This window comes from Streptomyces sp. NPDC098101 (assembly GCF_044760185.1).
Classification (GTDB): Bacteria; Actinomycetota; Actinomycetes; order Streptomycetales; family Streptomycetaceae; genus Streptomyces.
Window position 1 is genome coordinate 407,735 of record NZ_JBIWAS010000003.1, and the last position, 17,591, is coordinate 425,325.

Genomic DNA, 17,591 nt, shown 5'->3' on the forward strand with positions numbered 1-17,591 from the left:
GGGAGGGGCCTACTTCGGGCCGTACTTGCGCCCCGCCCGGGAGGAGACCCCGCCGAGCAGACCGCGCGGCGCCAGCTTCACCACGCCCATCAGGGCCTTGTAGCGCGGGTCGGGGATCGACAGCGTCTTCCCCCGGTCCAGGTCGGACAGGGCCGCCGTCACCAGCTTGTCCGCGTCGAGCCACATCCAGCCCGGGATGTTGTCCGTGCCCATCCCGGCCCGCTCGTGGAACTCGGTCCGCACGAAGCCGGGGCAGAGCGCCATCAGACGCACCCCGGTGCCCGCCAGGTCCCGCGCCGCGCCCTGGGTGAACTGCACGACCCACGCCTTCGACGCGCCGTACGTGCCCCGGGGCACGAAGGCCGCCACCGAGGCGACGTTCACCACCCCGCCCCGGCGCCGCTCCCTCATCGAGGCGGCGGCCGCCGAGGTCAGCCGCAGCACGGCCTCGCAGTGCACCGTGAGCATCTTCAGTTCGTCGGCCATGGAGACTTCCAGGAACCGGCCCTTGTTGCCGAAACCGGCGTTGTTCACCAGCAGGTCCACCGGCCGCCTCGGGTCCGAGAGCCGCGCCTCGACGGCGGCGATCCCCTTCTCCTCGGAGAGGTCCGCCGCGAGCACCTCGGCCTCCACCCCGTGCCGGTCGTGCAGCTCGGTCGCCTGCTCCCGGAGCCGCTTCACGTCCCGGGCCACGAGCACGACGTCATGGCCGTCGGCCGCGAGTCTCCGGGCGAAGGCGGCGCCGATGCCCGCGGTGGCCCCCGTAATCAGTGCAGTCGTCATACGGGCACGGTAACGCCACGGCCGGACCGGGGAACCGGCCCTATGCCCCGGCGTACTTCTCCGTGTACTGGCGGGCGAGGTCGAGCAGGCCCGACTCCATCCACGCGGCGGCGGCCAGGGTGCCGGGCAGCAGGTCCCGTTCGACGGTCGCGGCCCGGTGGAGCAGCGCGACGGTGACGTCGTGGTCGGGCCGGTGCACGACGGTGACCGGATCGCCCGCCCGCACCTCGCCCGGCACGATCACCCGCAGCAGCGCCCCGGGGCCCGCCTCCGCGCGCGTGAACCGCTTGACCCACCCCTTCTCGCCCAGGAACCCGGCGAACGTACGGCACGGGATGCGGCCGCCGGTCACCTCCAGGACCACCTCGTCGCCGATCCGCCACCGCTCCCCGATCAGGGCGTTGTTGACGTCGACGCCCCGGGTGGTGAGGTTCTCGCCGAAGGAGCCGTTGGCGAGCTCGCGGCCCAGCTCCCGCTCCCACAGGTCCATGTCCTCACGGGCGAAGGCGTACGCGGCCCGGTCGGCGCCGCCGTGGAAGCGCAGGTCGCAGACGTCGTCCCCGGCGAGCCCGCTCGCCCCGACGCCGAGCGGCCCGGGCGCCTCGATCCGCACGGCCCCCTCGACGGGTCGCTTGTCGATGCCCGTACGGCCGGCCGGGGAGTCGGTGTAGTCCACGGCCCTGGCCCGGCCCACATTCACACTCAGCAAGGTCATGCGGGAACTTTACGGGCACCGGACTCAAAGCTTCTCAGTGATATTCGCGCTCTCTTCCAAGACTCGCTTATGCTGGTTCCATGATCGAGGCACGCCATCTCCGCGTCCTGCGCGCCGTCGCCGCCACCGGCTCCTTCTCGGCCGCCGCGCGCGAACTGGGCTGCACCCAGCCCGCCGTCAGCCAGCAGATGAAGGCGCTCGAAGCCTCCGCCGGCACGCCGCTGCTGATCCGCACGGGCCGCGAGATGCGCCTCACCCAGGCGGGCGAGGTCCTGGTGCGCCACGCCTCCGGCATCCTCGCCGGGCTCACCGCCGCCGAGGAGGAGGTCGCCGCCATCGCCGGGCTCCGCGCGGGCCGGGTCCGCCTGGTGTCCTTCCCGAGCGGCAGCTCCACCCTCGTCCCCACCGCCCTGGCCGCCCTGCGGGCCGCGCACCCCGGCACCCGGGTCTCCCTCGTCGAGGCCGAGCCGCCCCGCTCGATCGAGATGCTCCGCGAGGGCGACTGCGACATCGCCCTCGCCTTCCGCTACGGGGCCGGGCGGGCCGAGTGGGACGACCTGGTGGTCCGCCCGCTGCTCGCCGACCGGCTCGTGGGCCTGGTCCCCGAGGGGCACCGGCTCGCCGGGGCCGGTGCGGTCGGCATCGCGGAACTGGCGGACGAGTCCTGGATCGCGGGCTGCCCGCGCTGCCGCCGCCAGCTCGTGGACGTCTGCGAGGAGGCGGGCTTCACGCCCCGCATCGACTTCGCGACCGACGACTACCCGGCCGTGGTGGGCCTGGTGGGGGCGGGCCTGGGCGTGGCCGTCCTGCCGGCCCTCGCCATCGAGTCCGTACGGCCCAAGGGGGCGCGGACCGTGACCGTGGAGCCCGCCGTGGAGCGGGAGATCGTGGCCCTGACCCTGCCGGACCTCGCGCAGGTCCCGGCGGTCGCCGCCACGCTGGACGAGCTGACGCGCGCCGCCACGCGCGCGTAGGCACCTCTCCGGTGTCCTCACGCGCGTGGGCGCGGTGGGTGTCGCCGCTCTCGGCTCGTGGTGCTCGTGGGCTCGTAGTGCTCGCGATGCTTGTGGTGCTCGTGTGCTCGTGGTGTTCGGCGGGCCTCGGAACCGCTCGGGGCCGTTCTCAGTCGAAGAAACGTTCCTTCACGCGTTCCCTCGGGCGTTCCCTCACATGGACGCCGACGCGGCCGTCGGCGGCGTGGGGGCCGTCGTGATCAGACGGTTGCGGGCGCGTCCCATGAGCTCTTCGCGTTCGTCCTCGGTGAGGCCGCCCCAGACGCCGTAGGGCTCCCGCACGGCGAGTGCGTGGGCCGCGCACTCCGCGCGCACCGGGCACCTCATGCAGACCTCTTTCGCCGAGTTCTCACGCGCACTCCGTGCCGCGCCGCGCTCTCCCTCGGGGTGGAAGAACAAGGAGCTGTCGACCCCGCGGCAGGCCGCGAGCAGTTGCCAGTCCCACAGATCGGCGTTGGGTCCGGGAAGGCGGGAGAAATCTGCCATTGCGCTTGTCCCCTTGAAACCGTGTCGAACGGATAGGTCGGCGGGTGGATGGCTGATGGCCGGGGCTCCTCCGGTCCCCGACAGCTCGGGTTGTTACACCTACTGTCTAAGTAGATGTAAATATGACTCATTGCGAATCTAGGCACAGACACCGCGAAAAGGGAAGAAATCCCGCTAAATGGGGCATACCTTTTGATCTCGGGACGGAAGGGCCGCGTCGCTCTTCTCCGCGCACGGCCCCTCACGTAGAGTGCCGAAGCCTGCCGTCCGACCCGTAACTCTTTCGAGTGACCGTCGTTGAGAGTGCGGAGGCGGTTGGAGGAACAAGCGATCGGGCAGGTGTCCGAGAGCGTCAACCGCACAGGTGACGATACGTACAGCCCTGGAGGCTCAAGGTGACGCGCAACAGCTGCGAGAGCCGCGGAGGTCAGGCATGACATCCGTCCTCGTCTGCGACGACTCCCCGCTTGCCCGAGAGGCGCTCCGCCGCGCGGTCGCGACCGTGCCCGGCGTCGAGCGCGTGACCACCGCGGCCAACGGCGAGGAAGTCCTCCGCCGCTGGGGCGCGGACCGCTCGGACCTGATTCTGATGGACGTGCGGATGCCCGGCCTGGGCGGTGTGGAAACCGTCCGCCGGCTGCTCTCGGCCGATCCCGGCGCCCGCATCATCATGCTCACGGTCGCCGAGGACCTCGACGGCGTCGCGCTCGCGGTCGCCGCGGGTGCCCGTGGCTATCTGCACAAGGACGCCTCGCGCGCCGAGCTGCGGGCCACGGTCACCCAGGCGCTCGCCGACCCGACCTGGCGGCTCGCCCCGCGCCGCCTCCGCTCGGCCGAGATGGGCGCCGCGCCCACCCTCACCGCGCGCGAGATCCAGGTCCTCGAAGGCATGAGCCACGGCCGGTCCAACGCCGAGATCGGGCGCGAGCTCTTCCTCTCCGAGGACACGGTCAAGACCCACGCCCGGCGCCTCTTCAAGAAGCTGGGCGCCTCGGACCGCGCCCACGCCGTCGCGCTCGGCTTCCGCTGGGGCCTGGTCCGCTGACGTCGCAGGTCACCCGCCGCATCCCCGTCCCCGTCCGTGTCCTTCGCGGAGTGGACGGGGTGGGCTTGTGTCACTTCCCCGCCGGATGACGCATCCTTGAGATGTGGAGTTCCTCGGGGACGAGTCGATCGAGCGGGAGGGGAGGGCGCGGGAGATGAGTTCCGGCGCACCTGCTCATAACGCTTCGGTGCACAACTACGGACGCGGTGCCACGAACGCGGAAGCGTCGGGGCACCATGGAGCGATGCGCGACGACGAGACCGCAGGGTCCCCCATGCCCGCCGGGCAGGGGGAGATCGGCGCGCTCGTCCACCGTGCGGTCGACGGCGACGCGCAGGCCACGCACGACCTCCTCGCGCGCGTGCATCCGCTCGCCCTGCGGTACTGCCGCACCCGCCTCAACCGGCTGCCCGGCGACGCCCGGCACTTCGTCGAGGACCTGGCCCAGGAGGTCTGCGTCGCCGTCCTGATGGCGCTGCCGCGCTACAAGGACACGGGCAGGCCCTTCGAGGCCTTCGTCTTCGCCATCGCCGGACACAAGGTCGCCGACCTCCAGCGGGCCGCCATGCGGCACCCCGGGTCCACGGCCGTGCCCTCCGACGAGATGCCGGAGCGGCCTGACGACTCCCTCGGACCCGAGGAGCGGGCGCTGCTCAGCGACGACGCCGAGTGGGCCAAGAAGCTGCTCGCCAACCTCCCGGAGAACCAGCGCGAGCTGCTCGTCCTCCGGGTCGCCGTCGGGCTCACCGCCGAGGAGACCGGGCAGATGCTCGGCATGTCCCCCGGCGCCGTCCGGGTCGCCCAGCACCGCGCCCTCAGCCGGCTGCGCGCGCTGGCGGAGCAGTAACCCCTTCCGGCGTCCAGGTCGGGTCGGCCCCGGCCGGACCGGTAAGTCCCGACGGCTCCCGTCGTCCCTTTCGTCCACGTGTGAACGTCCAAAGCTGCTCGCTGATCTTGCTCGTGGAATGAGACACCGCTCAAGCCCGTTAGCATGGACATCCCGCACCGATCAAGGCCATTTGGGAAGGTGTCATGACTGCCAACGTCGACGGAGTGCCCGAGAAATTCGCGACACTCGGGCTGACCTACGACGACGTGCTGCTGTTGCCGGGCGCGTCCGACATGGCGCCCGACCAGATCGACACCGCCTCGTACGTCTCGAAGAACGTGCGGGTGAACATCCCGCTCCTCTCCGCCGCGATGGACAAGGTCACCGAGTCCCGCATGGCGATCGCCATGGCGCGGCAGGGCGGCGTCGGTGTCCTGCACCGCAACCTCTCCATCGCCGACCAGGCCAACCAGGTCGACCTGGTGAAGCGGTCCGAGTCCGGCATGGTCTCCGACCCGATCACGGTCCACCCGGACGCGACGCTCGGCGAGGCCGACGCGATCTGCGCCAAGTTCCGCATCAGCGGCGTCCCCGTCACCACCCCCGACGGCAAGCTCCTCGGCATCGTCACCAACCGCGACATGGCCTTCGAGACGGACCGCAGCCGCCAGGTGCGCGAGGTCATGACCCCGATGCCGCTCGTCACCGGCAAGGTCGGCATCTCCGGCGTCGACGCCATGGAGCTGCTGCGCCGCCACAAGATCGAGAAGCTGCCGCTGGTCGACGACGCGGGCGTCCTCAAGGGCCTCATCACGGTCAAGGACTTCGTCAAGGCCGAGAAGTACCCGAACGCCGCCAAGGACAAGGAGGGCCGCCTGCTCGTCGGCGCGGCCGTCGGCGTCGCCGGCGACGCGTACGAGCGCGCCCAGGCCCTGGTCGAGGCGGGCGTCGACTTCATCGTCGTCGACACCGCCCACGGCCACTCCCGGCTGGTCGGGGACATGGTCGCCAAGATCAAGTCGAACGCCTCGGTCGACGTCATCGGCGGCAACATCGCCACCCGCGACGGCGCCCAGGCGCTGATCGACGCCGGTGTCGACGGCATCAAGGTCGGCGTCGGTCCCGGCTCCATCTGCACCACCCGCGTCGTCGCCGGCATCGGCGTCCCGCAGGTCACCGCGATCTACGAGGCCTCGCTCGCCGCCAAGGCGGCCGGCGTCCCGGTCATCGGCGACGGCGGCCTCCAGTACTCCGGCGACATCGCCAAGGCGCTCGTCGCCGGCGCCGACACGGTGATGCTCGGCTCGCTGCTCGCGGGCTGCGAGGAGTCCCCGGGCGAGCTGCTCTTCATCAACGGCAAGCAGTTCAAGTCGTACCGCGGCATGGGCTCGCTCGGCGCCATGCAGTCCCGCGGCGAGCAGCGCTCCTTCTCCAAGGACCGCTACTTCCAGGAGGGCGTCGCCTCCGACGAGAAGCTGGTGCCCGAGGGCATCGAGGGCCAGGTGCCCTACCGCGGCCCGCTCTCGGCCGTCGTCCACCAGCTGGTGGGCGGCCTGCGCCAGTCGATGTTCTACGTCGGCGGCCGCACGGTGCCGGAGCTCCAGGCGAACGGCCGCTTCGTCCGGATCACCGCGGCCGGCCTCAAGGAGAGCCACCCGCACGACATCCAGATGACGGTCGAGGCGCCGAACTACAGCAGGAAGTAACGCGCACGCGGGTGAGGGGCGGTTCCGGGATGTGGCCGGAACCGCCCCTCCCACGTGTGTCGGGGATACTGGTAGGCGCAGACGTAGAGGGAAAGGCCACACATCGTGACTGAGATCGAGATCGGGCGCGGCAAGCGCGGCCGCAGGGCGTACGCGTTCGACGACATCGCCGTCGTGCCCAGCCGGCGCACCCGGGACCCGAAGGAGGTCTCGATCGCCTGGCAGATCGACGCCTACCGGTTCGAGCTGCCGTTCCTGGCCGCTCCGATGGACTCGGTCGTCTCGCCGCAGACCGCCATCCGCATCGGCGAGCTGGGCGGCCTGGGCGTCCTGAACCTCGAAGGCCTGTGGACCCGCTACGAGGACCCGCAGCCGCTCCTGGACGAGATCGCGGAGCTGGACGAGGCCACCGCGACCCGCCGCCTCCAGGAGATCTACTCCGCCCCCATCCAGGAGGAGCTGATCGGCAAGCGCATCAAGGAGGTGCGCGACGCCGGCGTCGTCACCGCCGCCGCGCTCTCCCCGCAGCGCACCGCGCAGTTCTCCAAGGCCGTCGTCGACGCCGGGGTGGACCTCTTCGTCATCCGCGGCACCACGGTCTCCGCCGAGCACGTCTCGGGCGCGGCCGAGCCGCTGAACCTGAAGCAGTTCATCTACGAGCTGGACGTCCCGGTCATCGTCGGCGGCTGCGCCACGTACACCGCGGCCCTGCACCTGATGCGCACCGGCGCGGCGGGCGTCCTGGTCGGCTTCGGCGGCGGCGCCGCGCACACCACGCGCAACGTCCTGGGCATCCAGGTCCCGATGGCGACCGCCGTCGCGGACGTGGCCGCCGCGCGCCGCGACTACATGGACGAGTCCGGCGGCCGGTACGTGCACGTCATCGCCGACGGCGGCGTGGGCTGGTCCGGCGACCTGCCGAAGGCGATCGCCTGCGGCGCCGACGCCGTGATGATCGGCTCCCCGCTGGCCCGTGCCACGGACGCGCCCGGCAAGGGCCACCACTGGGGCATGGAGGCCGTCCACGAGGACGTGCCGCGCGGCAAGCTGGTCGACCTGGGCATCGTCGGCACCACCGAGGAGATCCTCGCGGGTCCGTCGCACATCCCGGACGGCTCGATGAACTTCTTCGGCGCCCTGCGCCGCGCGATGGCCACCACGGGCTACAGCGAGCTCAAGGAGTTCCAGCGGGTCGAGGTCACGGTCGCGGACGCGCAGCACAAGCGCTGACCTTCCGTCCTTCCGCACGTACGCGAGGGGCCCCGCACCGACCGGTGCGGGGCCCCTCGCGCGCGTCCGGTCAGAGGCGGTGGGCCGCGCCCGCCGGGGTCGCGCCGCGCGTGTCGAGGAGGAGCTGGGCCTTCACCGACAGGCCCTGGAGGTCGTAGGTGCGGTGGTGCTGGAGGAGGACCGTCAGGTCGGCGTGGGCGGCGGCCTCGTAGAGGGAGTCCGCGCGGGGGACGGGCAGCTCGCGGACGCGCCAGTCGGGCACGTACGGGTCGTGGTAGCTGACGGCCGCGCCCAGGTCCATCAGACGGCGGGCGATCTCGTCGGCGGGCGAGCCCTGCCGGTCGGGCAGGTCGGGCTTGTACGTGATGCCGAGCAGCAGGATCCTGGCCCCGCGCGCCGACTTCCCGTGGTCGTTGAGGAGGGCGGCGGCGCGCCGCACCACGTACGCGGGCATCCGCTCGTTGACCTGGCCCGCGAGTTCGACGAGGCGGAGCGGGCGGTGGGCGCCGACGGTGTCGACGGGGGCGCCGTGGCCGCCGACGCCGGGTCCCGGGCGGAAGGCCTGGAAGCCGAAGGGCTTGGTCTCGGCGCAGCGGATGACGTCCCACAGGTCGACGCCGAGTTCGTGACAGAGGACCGCCATCTCGTTGACGAGGGCGATGTTGACGTGCCGGAAGTTGGTCTCCAGGAGCTTGACCGTCTCCGCCTCGCGGGGTCCACGCGCGCGTACCACCTTGTCGGTGAGGCGTCCGTAGAAGGCGGCGGCGGACTCGGTGCAGGCGGGGGTGAGGCCGCCGATGACCTTGGGGGTGCCGGCGTAGCCGTGGGTGCGGCTGCCGGGGTCGAGCCGGCCGGGCGAGTACGCGAGGTGGAAGTCGCGGCCCGCGCGCAGTCCGGAGCCCGTCTCCAGGACGTCGCGGAGCAGGCCCTCGGTGGTGCCCGGCGGGACCGGGGACTCCAGGACGACGGTGGTGTGGGGGCGCAGCCGGGCGGCGAGCGCGCGGGCGGCGTCGGTGACGGCGGTGAGGTCGAGGGCCCGGTCGGGGCCGAGGGGGGCCGGGGGGCAGAGGACGGCGGTGCGGACCCGGCCGAGTTCGGCGGGGTCGTGGGTCGGGCGGAAGCCCCCCGCGAGCATCCGGCGGATCTCCGGGACGGTGAGCGGGCCGTCGGCCGGGGAGCGGCCGGCGGCGAGTTCGGCGGCGGGCCGCGGGTCGGTGTCGTAGCCGACGGTGTCGATGCCCGCGGCGATGGCGGCCTGGGCGAGGGGGAGTCCGTGGTGGCCGAGGCCGATGACGGCGAGATCAGCGGGCATGGGGGGTGGGCCGTCCTTCCCAGTAGCCGGAGGGGGCGCGACGCGCAAGCCCGGTGGGCAGAACGGGTCGCACGCAATGTCAGACTAGGCGTAAATATGACCGACATGTCGCATTGTGGGGCTCGGGTCGCCGAGTGTTGTCCACAGGGCGTTGTCCACAGGTCGGGTGCGAGGCGGTGGCTGAAGTCGCCGCGGCGGGACAGAATCGAGCTGTGAGCCGGACCACACGGTCCCGGCTCGCTCGCGGGAGGGGTGCGTACCCGCCGGTGGCAAGGGCCTGGGCCCGCCGCCGGGAAGGACCGCACCCGCCTCGCGGAAGCGGCCCGCACCCGCTCGCGGGAAAGGTCGTGTACGGGCGCCGGGCGCGGGAAGCCGTGTGCGGGAAGGGCCTGTGCACGGAAGGCCGTGGACGGGAGGTCCTGTGCGCGGGAAGGTCGCGGACGGAAAGGACCGTGCGCGGGAAGGTCGTGGACGGGAAGGCCCGTGCGCGGGAAGGACCGGGGACGACGGGAGGCGGCAGACGTGAGGACAGCGACACTGGGACCGGCCGAGCGCACCGAGGCGCTCGTCGCCATGGCCGGGCGCGAGCTGGACGTGCTGGTCGTCGGCGCCGGAGTGGTCGGCGCGGGCACGGCCCTCGACGCCGTCACGAGAGGGCTCTCCACCGGCATCGTCGAGGCCCGCGACTGGGCCTCGGGCACCTCCAGCCGCTCCAGCAAGCTCATCCACGGCGGCCTGCGCTACCTGGAGATGCTGGACTTCGCCCTGGTGCGGGAGGCGCTCAAGGAGCGCGGACTCCTCCTGGAGCGGCTCGCCCCCCACTTGGTGAAGCCGGTCCCCTTCCTGTACCCCCTCCAGCACAAGGGCTGGGAGCGGTTCTACGCGGGCTCGGGCGTCGCCCTGTACGACGCGATGTCGCTCTCCTCCGGGCACGGCCGGGGCCTCCCCGTCCACCGGCACCTCTCCCGGCAGGGCGCCCTGCGCGTCGCCCCCTGCCTGAGGAAGGACGCCCTCGTCGGCGCCCTCCAGTACTACGACGCCCAGATGGACGACGCCCGCTTCGTCACCACCCTCGTGCGCACGGCCGCCTCCTACGGCGCGCTCGCCGCGAGCCGGGCCCGGGTCGTCGGCTTCCTGCGCGAGGGCGAGCGGGTCGTCGGCGCGCGCGTCCAGGACGTCGAGGCCGGGGCCGAGTACGAGATCCGGGCCAAGCAGGTCGTCAACGCCACCGGGGTGTGGACCGACGACACCCAGGCCCTCATCGGGGAGCGCGGCCAGTTCCACGTCCGCGCCTCCAAGGGCATCCACCTCGTCGTGCCCAAGGACCGCATCCACTCCACCACCGGCCTGATCCTGCGCACCGAGAAGTCCGTCCTCTTCGTGATCCCCTGGGGACGCCACTGGATCGTCGGCACCACCGACACCGACTGGGACCTCGACAAGGCGCACCCGGCCGCCTCCAGCGCCGACATCGACTACCTCCTGGAGCACGTGAACACCGTGCTCGCCACCCCGCTCACCCGCGACGACGTCGAGGGCGTCTACGCCGGCCTGCGCCCCCTGCTCGCCGGCGAGTCGGACGCCACCAGCAAGCTCTCGCGCGAGCACACCGTCGCCCACCCGGTCCCCGGCCTGGTCGTGGTGGCCGGCGGCAAGTACACGACGTACCGCGTGATGGCGAAGGACGCCGTCGACGAGGCGGTCCACGGCCTCGACCAGCGCGTCGCCCCCTGCGTCACCGAGGACACCCCGCTCCTCGGCGCCGAGGGCTACCGGGCCCTGTGGAACGCGCGGGCCGGGATCGCCGCCCGGCACGGGCTGCACGTCGTGCGGGTCGAGCACCTCCTCAACCGGTACGGCTCCCTGACGCAGCAGGTCCTCGACCTGATCGCCGAGGACCCGAGGCTCGGCGAACCCCTCCCGGCGGCCGACGACTACCTGCGCGCCGAGATCGTCTACGCCGCCTCCCACGAGGGCGCCCGCCACCTCGACGACGTCCTCACCCGGCGGACCCGGATCTCCATCGAGACCTTCGACCGGGGCACGCGCAGCGCCCGCGAGTGCGCGGAGCTGATGGCCCCGGTCCTCGGCTGGGACGCCCGCCAGATCGACAAGGAGGTCGAGCACTACGAGAAGCGGGTGGAGGCCGAGCGCGAGTCGCAGCGCCAGCCCGACGACCTGACGGCGGACGCCGCGCGGCTGGGGGCGCCGGACATCGTGCCCATCTGACCGCCCGGGACGCCGGTCCCCGTACGGCCGTGGACAACTGACGGGACGTCCGGTCCGGCGGGGCGTCCGGGTCGTCCGCATACCGGCGGGAACCTCGGAGGCGCCCGGCGGCGTCGTCATCCCGGAGTACGGACCCGGGGGCGTCACCGGTCCCGAGGTGAGGGACAATGGGCTCTCTTCCAGGGCGGGTTAACGCATCACGCGGGAAGCGGCAGACGCGGCGAAGACCAGGGATCGCAGAGGGGACGCATGTCGGAGGCGGAGCAGTCGCGGGACACGGCGAAGGACCCCGGGCGGGACGCCGCCGCGGGGGCCGCGACCGACAGCGACCGAGGAACGGTCCCGGCCGCGCGCGAGCCGGAGCGGGACGCGAAGGACGCGCAGGTCGGGCGGGGTGCGCAGACCCCGGAGGGCGACGCGGAACCGGAGCGGGGCAGCGCGGCCGCCGGGTCCGGTGGGCCCGCCGGACCGGTCGAGGACGCGAAGCCTGCGCCGGAGGGCGGGGCCGCTTCCGGCGCCGGGACGGCCGCGGAGGCCGGGTCCGGTGCGGGCGTCGGTGAGGTTTCGGATGCCGGGCCTGCTTCGGGCGCGGGAGCCGTTTCGGAGGCCGGGTCCGCTGCGGGCTCCGGGTCCGTTTCGGGTGGTGCGGGCGGGAAGTCCGGTTCGGGCGTCTCGGTCGTGAAGGGCGCCGGGGATCCGCGGTCTGACGGCGTGACGGGTTCCGGAGCGGCCGACGCCGCCGGTGCGGCCGGGCGGCTGCGGGGGACCGAGCCGTCGACCGGCCGGGCCGGGTTCGGCGCCGGGGACGGCGACGGCGGCAGCGGCCGGGGACCGGCCACGACCGGCACGGCGCGCGGCGGCGACAAGTTCCGCAAGGCGCCCGCCGGTGAGGGACGGCTGCTCGCGGGCCGCTACCGGCTCGGCGCGGTCCTCGGACGCGGCGGCATGGGCACCGTGTGGCGCGCCGTCGACGAGACCCTCGGCCGTACCGTCGCCGTCAAGGAGCTCCGCTTCCCCACCAGCATCGACGAGGACGAGAAGCGACGCCTCATCACCCGGACCCTGCGCGAGGCGAAGGCCATCGCCCGGATCCGCAACAACGGCGCCGTCACCGTGTACGACGTCGTCGACGAGGACGACCGCCCGTGGATCGTCATGGAGCTCATCGAGGGCAAGTCCCTCGCGGACGCCGTGCGCGAGGACGGCACGCTCACGCCCCGGCGCGCCGCCGAGGTCGGCCTCGCCATCCTCGACGTGCTGCGCTCGGCGCACCGCGAGGGCATCCTGCACCGCGACGTGAAGCCGTCCAACGTGCTGATCGCCGAGGACGGCCGGGTCGTCCTCACCGACTTCGGCATCGCCCAGGTGGAGGGCGACCCCTCGATCACCTCCACCGGAATGCTCGTCGGCGCCCCCTCGTACATCTCGCCGGAGCGCGCCCGCGGCCACAAGCCCGGCCCGGCCGCCGACATGTGGTCGCTGGGCGGCCTCATCTACGCGGCGGTCGAGGGCAGCCCGCCGTACGACAAGGGCTCCGCCATCGCCACCCTCACGGCGGTGATGACCGAGCCCGTCGACCCGCCGAAGAACGCGGGACCCGACCTGGAGAAGGTCATCTACGGCCTCCTCGCCAAGGATCCGGCGCAGCGGCTCGACGACGCCGGCGCCCGGGTCCTGCTGCGGGCCGTGCTCGACGCCCCGGAGGCGCCGCCCGCGCCTTCCCCCGAGGTCACCAGGGTCGTTCCGCTGCCGCCGCACCCCGAGCAGGCGCCGGCGGTCCCGGCGGCCGACCGGGGCACGGCCCCCGACGCGGCCGCCGACCGGGTGCGGGGCGCCCTCAAGTCCGTGCGCAACGCCGCGGCCTCCGCGAAGGCCGAGCCGAGGCCGAGGACCGCGCCGAAGCCGAGGCCCGCCCCGATCCAGGGCGGCGGCAGGCAGGCGTCGTCCCGCGCGTCGCTGACCGACGTCGTGCCGCGCCGCACCCTGGTCGTCATCGCCGCCGTCGTGGTCGTCGCCCTGCTCGGGACGATCCTGGCGGTCTCCCTCGGCGGCGGGGGAGACGAGGGCGAGCAGGGCAAGGGCAAGGAGGGCACCACGGCCTCGGCCGGCGCCTCCGCGGGCAGTGAAGGATCCGGCGGTTCGGGCGGCTCCGGCGGCAAGGGCGAGACCCCGGCCGACCCCGGCCAGCAGGGCGGCGCGCAGCCCGGCGGCGAAGGCGCCGACGGCTCGACGGGCACGGACGGCACGACGGGTTCGACCGGGACGACCGACGGCGGCACCGGCGCCACGCCGTCCGGCAAGCCCGACGGCGGCACCGGCGGCCGACTGCCCGCCGGATACGCCCTCGTCACCAGCGACCGGTTCCACTTCTCCATGGCGATGCCCTCGAACTTCAGGCTGAGCACCATCCCGGGGTACTCCCTCGGCGGGATCTTCAGCGCGGACGGCGGCTTCCCGCGCGTCCAGGTCGACTACAACAACAGCCCCAAGGACAACGCCGCGAGCGCCTGGGAGCTGGCGAAGATCGGCGTGGCCGCCACCAGCAAGGACTACAAGCACCTCGGCATACGGCCCGTCTCCTACAAGGGCTACCCGACCGTCGCCGACTGGGAGTTCGAGCGCACCCAGAAGGGCGTCCGCGTCCACGTGCTCAACCGCGGCTTCAAGGTGGACTCCAGGCGCGGCTACTCCATCATGGTCAGCTGTAAGGCGGACGAGTGGAACGGCGAGGAGTGCCGGACGCTGCGGGAGACGGCGTTCGCCACGTTCAGCCCCAAGGACTGACCGATGCCCCGTATCGTGGGGATCCGGGGGTCGTACGCAATCGAACAGAGCCGTTGACCGCACGGCCCCGGACCGGACCGACCGGACCCGGCGGACTCGCGTGATCCCGCACGATCCGGGGTAGCCGCAGGTCCACGGGGGACAGCGCGGGCGTGGGGAGGCGTCGTGGACGACTACGCGGGAAGGGTGCTCGCGGACCGCTACCGCCTGCCGCTGCCGCCGGAGGACGGGTCCGGGGACGGGCACGACCTGACGGAGACGCGGGCCTTCGACACGTACAGCGGCCAGGAGGTCCTGGTCCGTCAGGTCCCGCTGCCGGAGTTCGTCGACGCCGAGGTGGTCGACGCCGCCGGACTCGGCGGGCCCGCCGGCCCCCACGGCGGCGCGGGCCGGGCCGTCCGCCGGCCCGCCGAACCCGTCGTGCGCCGGGCGATCGAGGCGGCCCAGGCCGCCGCGCAGATCCCCGACCACCCCTTACTGGACCAGGTCTTCGACGTCTTCGCGGAGGCCGGTTCGCTGTGGATAGTCAGCGAACGCGTCGTGGCGGCCCGGCCGTTGGCCGCCCTCCTCGCCGAGCGGCCCCTCAACCCGTACCGGGCGGCCGAGATCGGCGCCGACGTCCTCACCGCCCTGCGCGCGCTCCACGCCCACGGCTGGGTGCACCGGAACATCACCTCCCGGACCGTCCTCGTCTGCGACGACGGCCGGGTGGTCCTCTCCGGCCTCGCGGTCGGCGCCGCAGAGGAGGCCCTCTGCGGCTACGCGCCGGTACCGGAACAGGACCTTCCCGACGAGTTCGCGTACCCGGCGCCGGTGCCGGAACAGTCCGCCCGGGATCCGTACGCGCCGGAGACGTACGAGCCGGAGCCGTACGCGTCGGAGACGTACGCGCCTGAGGTGTACGACCCCGACTCCTCCGAGCAGGAGACGTACGAGCCCGGGGTGTACGAGGCGGAGACGTACGAGCCGGAGGCGTACGAGCCGGAGGCGTACGAACCCGGGACGTACGAGCCGGACGCGTACGCGCCCGGGCGGTACGAGGCCGAAGGGCTCGCGCCCGCCGAGGAGTACGGGGTCGTCCCGTACGGGACCGGGGAGTACGGACCCGGAGCGTACGAGTCCCGGGAGTACGGCTCGGAGACGTACCCCCCCGAGGCCCGCAGCCCCGAGGCCCGCAGCCCCGAGACCTACCGCCCCGAGCTCCACCCCTCCGACCCCTACCGCCCCGAGGACCGGGAGTCCGAGCCGTACGCGGACGGGGTCCCGGAGACCCCCGAGCGGGCCGGGATCGACGCCGGAGCGGGTGACGGGGCGTCGGACGAGGGCTCCGGGGGCGGTTCCGCTCCGGGGACCCGGCCCGTCCCCGACGCCTACGGTGCCGACCCCTACGGGAAGTCGACGCCGGCCCCCGCCGAGGCACGGCCCCCGGCCACGCCGCCGACCGCCGACGTACGGGCCGCGCGGGCCGGGGCCATCGCCGCCTACCGGGCCGGTGCGCGGGCCGCCGCCCGGATCGGCGAGACGGGGGCGCTGTCCGATCGGCGCCCCGTGCCCCCGGAGACGCCGGGACCGCCGCCCCCGCCGACGGCACAGGCGGAGGGATCGCCCGAGCCGCAGTGGTGGGCGCGGGTGGCGGACGACGACGAGGACGACGAGGACGACGGCGACGAGCCGTACGGCGGCGGTCCCCGGAACGGCCCGCCGCCGCGCGCGATGCTGACCGGCAGCTGGAGCGACGGCCCGCACGCCGCGCGGGACGGCTCCGGGCCGATACCGGCCGGGGGCGGTTCGGGCCGGGGCCCGGTGCTGCCCGGTTCGGGGCGGCCCGCGCTGCCCGCCGGATACCGGGCGGCGGGCCCGGACCCCGAGCGCCTCCCGGTCCCGGCGGGCGTCCCGGAGCCCCGGCGGGAGGAGCCGGCGACGGCCTTGGCCGAGCCGTACCGGGGCCCGACCACGCGCCTCGCGGCGGAGCGGGCCCGGCAGACCCGGATCGCGGTCGTCGGCGCCGTCACCGAGCGCTGGGCGCCCGAACAGGCCGGTCCCGTCCACGAGAACTGGCGCCTCGCGGCGCCCATCGGCCCCGCCACCGACCTGTGGGCGCTCGGCGCGCTCCTCTACCGCGCCGTCCAGGGCCACGCCCCCTACCCGGAGGACAGCGCGGCCGAACTCGTCCAGCTGGTCTGCGCCGAGCCGCCCGCCTTCGCCGAGGAGAGCGGGCCCCTGCGCCCGGTCGTGGAGTCGCTGCTCCGTCAGGACCCGACCGAGCGGCCCGACTTCGAGGAGCTGCGCGGCTGGCTGCGCTCCCTCGTCCGCTCGGCGCCCGAGCCGGACGCCGGTGTCGGCGTCGTACCGCTGCCGTCCTTCGACGAGACGCGGCTGCCGATCGTGCGCCGGCGCGGCGAGCTGGTCCGCCGGCGGCGCAAGGGGGAGGGCGCCGGCCGCCGCCGTCACAAGCGCGGCAAGGACCCGCGCGCCGAGACCCGGCACGAGCACGTCCACGCGTCCGTCCGCGAGCCGGTCCGCGAGCACGCGCGCGTACGGGACGATTTCCGGGACGAGTCCGACGGCGGGTACCACGAGCAACTCCCGCAGCGCGCCCCGCGCGCGCCCCGGGCCCCGCGCGCCCCGCGCACCTCCTCCGGAACAGCCGGCTCTCCGCGCGCCCTGGGCTGCCTGCTCCTGGCCCTGGTCCTCCTCCTGCTCGTGGGGGCCGTCGGGTACGCCGTCCTCTTCATGTCCCGCGAGGGGGAGGAGCCCGCCGGGTCGGGCACGCCCACGGCCGGCGGCACCCCGGCCCCGACCGCGAGCGCCCCCGCCACGGGCGGCCCTTCCACCGGCGGCCCTTCCACGAGCGGTTCCCCGAAGGCCACCCGGCCGGCCACCACCCGGCCCCCGGCGACTCCGTCGGGCCCCGCACTCGCCGCCGGATACTCCCTGCGCCAGGACCCGGAGGGGTTCCGGATCGGGGTGCCGGACGGCTGGCGGCGCAGCCCGGTCAACGACGCCGGGCAAGTGCGGTACACCGGCGGCGGCTTCACGATGATCGTGGTCCCCGGCCGGGACAGCGTGCGCGACAACGGCTCCGACCCGCTGGCGTACCAGAACACCAGGGAGCGCGAGCTGGAGCCGTGGCGGGCGTCCAGCTGGTCGGGCGCGGAGCGCACGCTCCGGGTCGACATCGGCAGCACGGCGACGGCCACGGGAAGTTACTGGTGGCTGGACGGCACGGGACGTGAGGTGTTCGTCCGCAACCTCGCCCTGATCGACGGCGGCCGCTACCACGTCGTCCAGGTCATCGGCCCGTACACCGAGCGGGACAAGGTCTCCGAGATCTACGACGAGGCCACGAAGGCGTTCCGGCCGGGCCGCTGAACCCGGGCCGCCCGGCCCGTACCGCCCACCGGCCCCCGGTCACAGTGCTGTTCCTATGACCGCCCCGAGGTTTCGCGGTCCGCGCCC

The 17,591-nt window shown here is 73.8% G+C and carries 12 protein-coding genes; 8 read left to right on the forward strand and 4 right to left on the reverse strand.

Annotation, left to right across the window (positions count from 1 at the left end):
• Positions 1 to 9: 9 nt before the first annotated feature.
• Entirely contained in the window at positions 10 to 783 is a 774-nt protein-coding gene (locus ACIQVI_RS14910) for an SDR family NAD(P)-dependent oxidoreductase (RefSeq protein ID WP_403595424.1), read from the reverse strand.
• A 40-nt stretch (positions 784 to 823) separates the two neighbouring features.
• The gene (locus tag ACIQVI_RS14915) at positions 824 to 1,498 is read right to left on the reverse strand and encodes an MOSC domain-containing protein (protein ID WP_403595427.1); all 675 of its coding nucleotides are present in this window, start codon (positions 1,496 to 1,498) and stop codon (positions 824 to 826) included.
• An 80-nt stretch (positions 1,499 to 1,578) separates the two neighbouring features.
• Between ACIQVI_RS14915 and ACIQVI_RS14920 the strand changes: the two genes are divergently transcribed.
• Positions 1,579 to 2,472 (forward strand): LysR family transcriptional regulator, encoded by an 894-nt coding sequence (locus ACIQVI_RS14920; RefSeq protein ID WP_121831468.1) that lies wholly within the window; start codon positions 1,579 to 1,581, stop codon positions 2,470 to 2,472.
• 192 nt (positions 2,473 to 2,664) lie between these two features.
• Here the strand turns inward: ACIQVI_RS14920 and ACIQVI_RS14925 are convergent, their stop codons facing one another.
• The gene (locus ACIQVI_RS14925) at positions 2,665 to 2,997 is read right to left on the reverse strand and encodes a WhiB family transcriptional regulator (protein ID WP_121831469.1); all 333 of its coding nucleotides are present in this window, start codon (positions 2,995 to 2,997) and stop codon (positions 2,665 to 2,667) included.
• 433 nt (positions 2,998 to 3,430) lie between these two features.
• On the opposite strand from ACIQVI_RS14925, the gene ACIQVI_RS14930 reads away from it, so the two are divergent.
• The 4 genes from ACIQVI_RS14930 to ACIQVI_RS14945 all read left to right on the forward strand — a co-directional run bounded on the left by ACIQVI_RS14930 (position 3,431) and on the right by ACIQVI_RS14945 (position 7,807).
• A complete protein-coding gene (locus ACIQVI_RS14930) occupies positions 3,431 to 4,042 on the forward strand; it encodes a response regulator transcription factor (RefSeq protein ID WP_003948568.1) in 612 nt (203 codons plus the stop codon).
• 244 nt (positions 4,043 to 4,286) lie between these two features.
• On the forward strand, positions 4,287 to 4,889 hold the full coding sequence (locus tag ACIQVI_RS14935; RefSeq protein WP_030209129.1) for a sigma-70 family RNA polymerase sigma factor: 603 nt from the start codon (positions 4,287 to 4,289) through the stop codon (positions 4,887 to 4,889).
• 185 nt (positions 4,890 to 5,074) lie between these two features.
• Complete coding sequence (gene guaB / locus ACIQVI_RS14940; RefSeq protein ID WP_161374772.1) at positions 5,075 to 6,577, forward strand: IMP dehydrogenase; 1,503 nt, start codon at positions 5,075 to 5,077, stop codon at positions 6,575 to 6,577.
• 105 nt (positions 6,578 to 6,682) lie between these two features.
• The gene (locus ACIQVI_RS14945) at positions 6,683 to 7,807 is read left to right on the forward strand and encodes a GuaB3 family IMP dehydrogenase-related protein (protein ID WP_121831471.1); all 1,125 of its coding nucleotides are present in this window, start codon (positions 6,683 to 6,685) and stop codon (positions 7,805 to 7,807) included.
• 70 nt (positions 7,808 to 7,877) lie between these two features.
• Here ACIQVI_RS14945 and ACIQVI_RS14950 read toward each other — a convergent pair whose 3' ends face one another.
• Positions 7,878 to 9,119: a nucleotide sugar dehydrogenase gene (locus ACIQVI_RS14950; protein ID WP_403595432.1), complete on the reverse strand. Its 1,242-nt coding sequence runs from the start codon at positions 9,117 to 9,119 to the stop codon at positions 7,878 to 7,880.
• 522 nt (positions 9,120 to 9,641) lie between these two features.
• On the opposite strand from ACIQVI_RS14950, the gene ACIQVI_RS14955 reads away from it, so the two are divergent.
• The 3 genes from ACIQVI_RS14955 (at position 9,642) to ACIQVI_RS14965 (ending at position 17,504) form a co-directional block, all read left to right on the forward strand.
• Positions 9,642 to 11,348: a glycerol-3-phosphate dehydrogenase/oxidase gene (locus ACIQVI_RS14955; protein ID WP_351970702.1), complete on the forward strand. Its 1,707-nt coding sequence runs from the start codon at positions 9,642 to 9,644 to the stop codon at positions 11,346 to 11,348.
• Between the two features lie 897 nt (positions 11,349 to 12,245).
• Positions 12,246 to 14,132, forward strand: coding sequence for a protein kinase (locus ACIQVI_RS14960; protein ID WP_403596850.1), 1,887 nt, complete (start codon positions 12,246 to 12,248; stop codon positions 14,130 to 14,132).
• A gap of 165 nt (positions 14,133 to 14,297) precedes the next feature.
• The gene (locus ACIQVI_RS14965) at positions 14,298 to 17,504 is read left to right on the forward strand and encodes a serine/threonine protein kinase (RefSeq protein WP_403595435.1); all 3,207 of its coding nucleotides are present in this window, start codon (positions 14,298 to 14,300) and stop codon (positions 17,502 to 17,504) included.
• Positions 17,505 to 17,591: the final 87 nt, after the last annotated feature.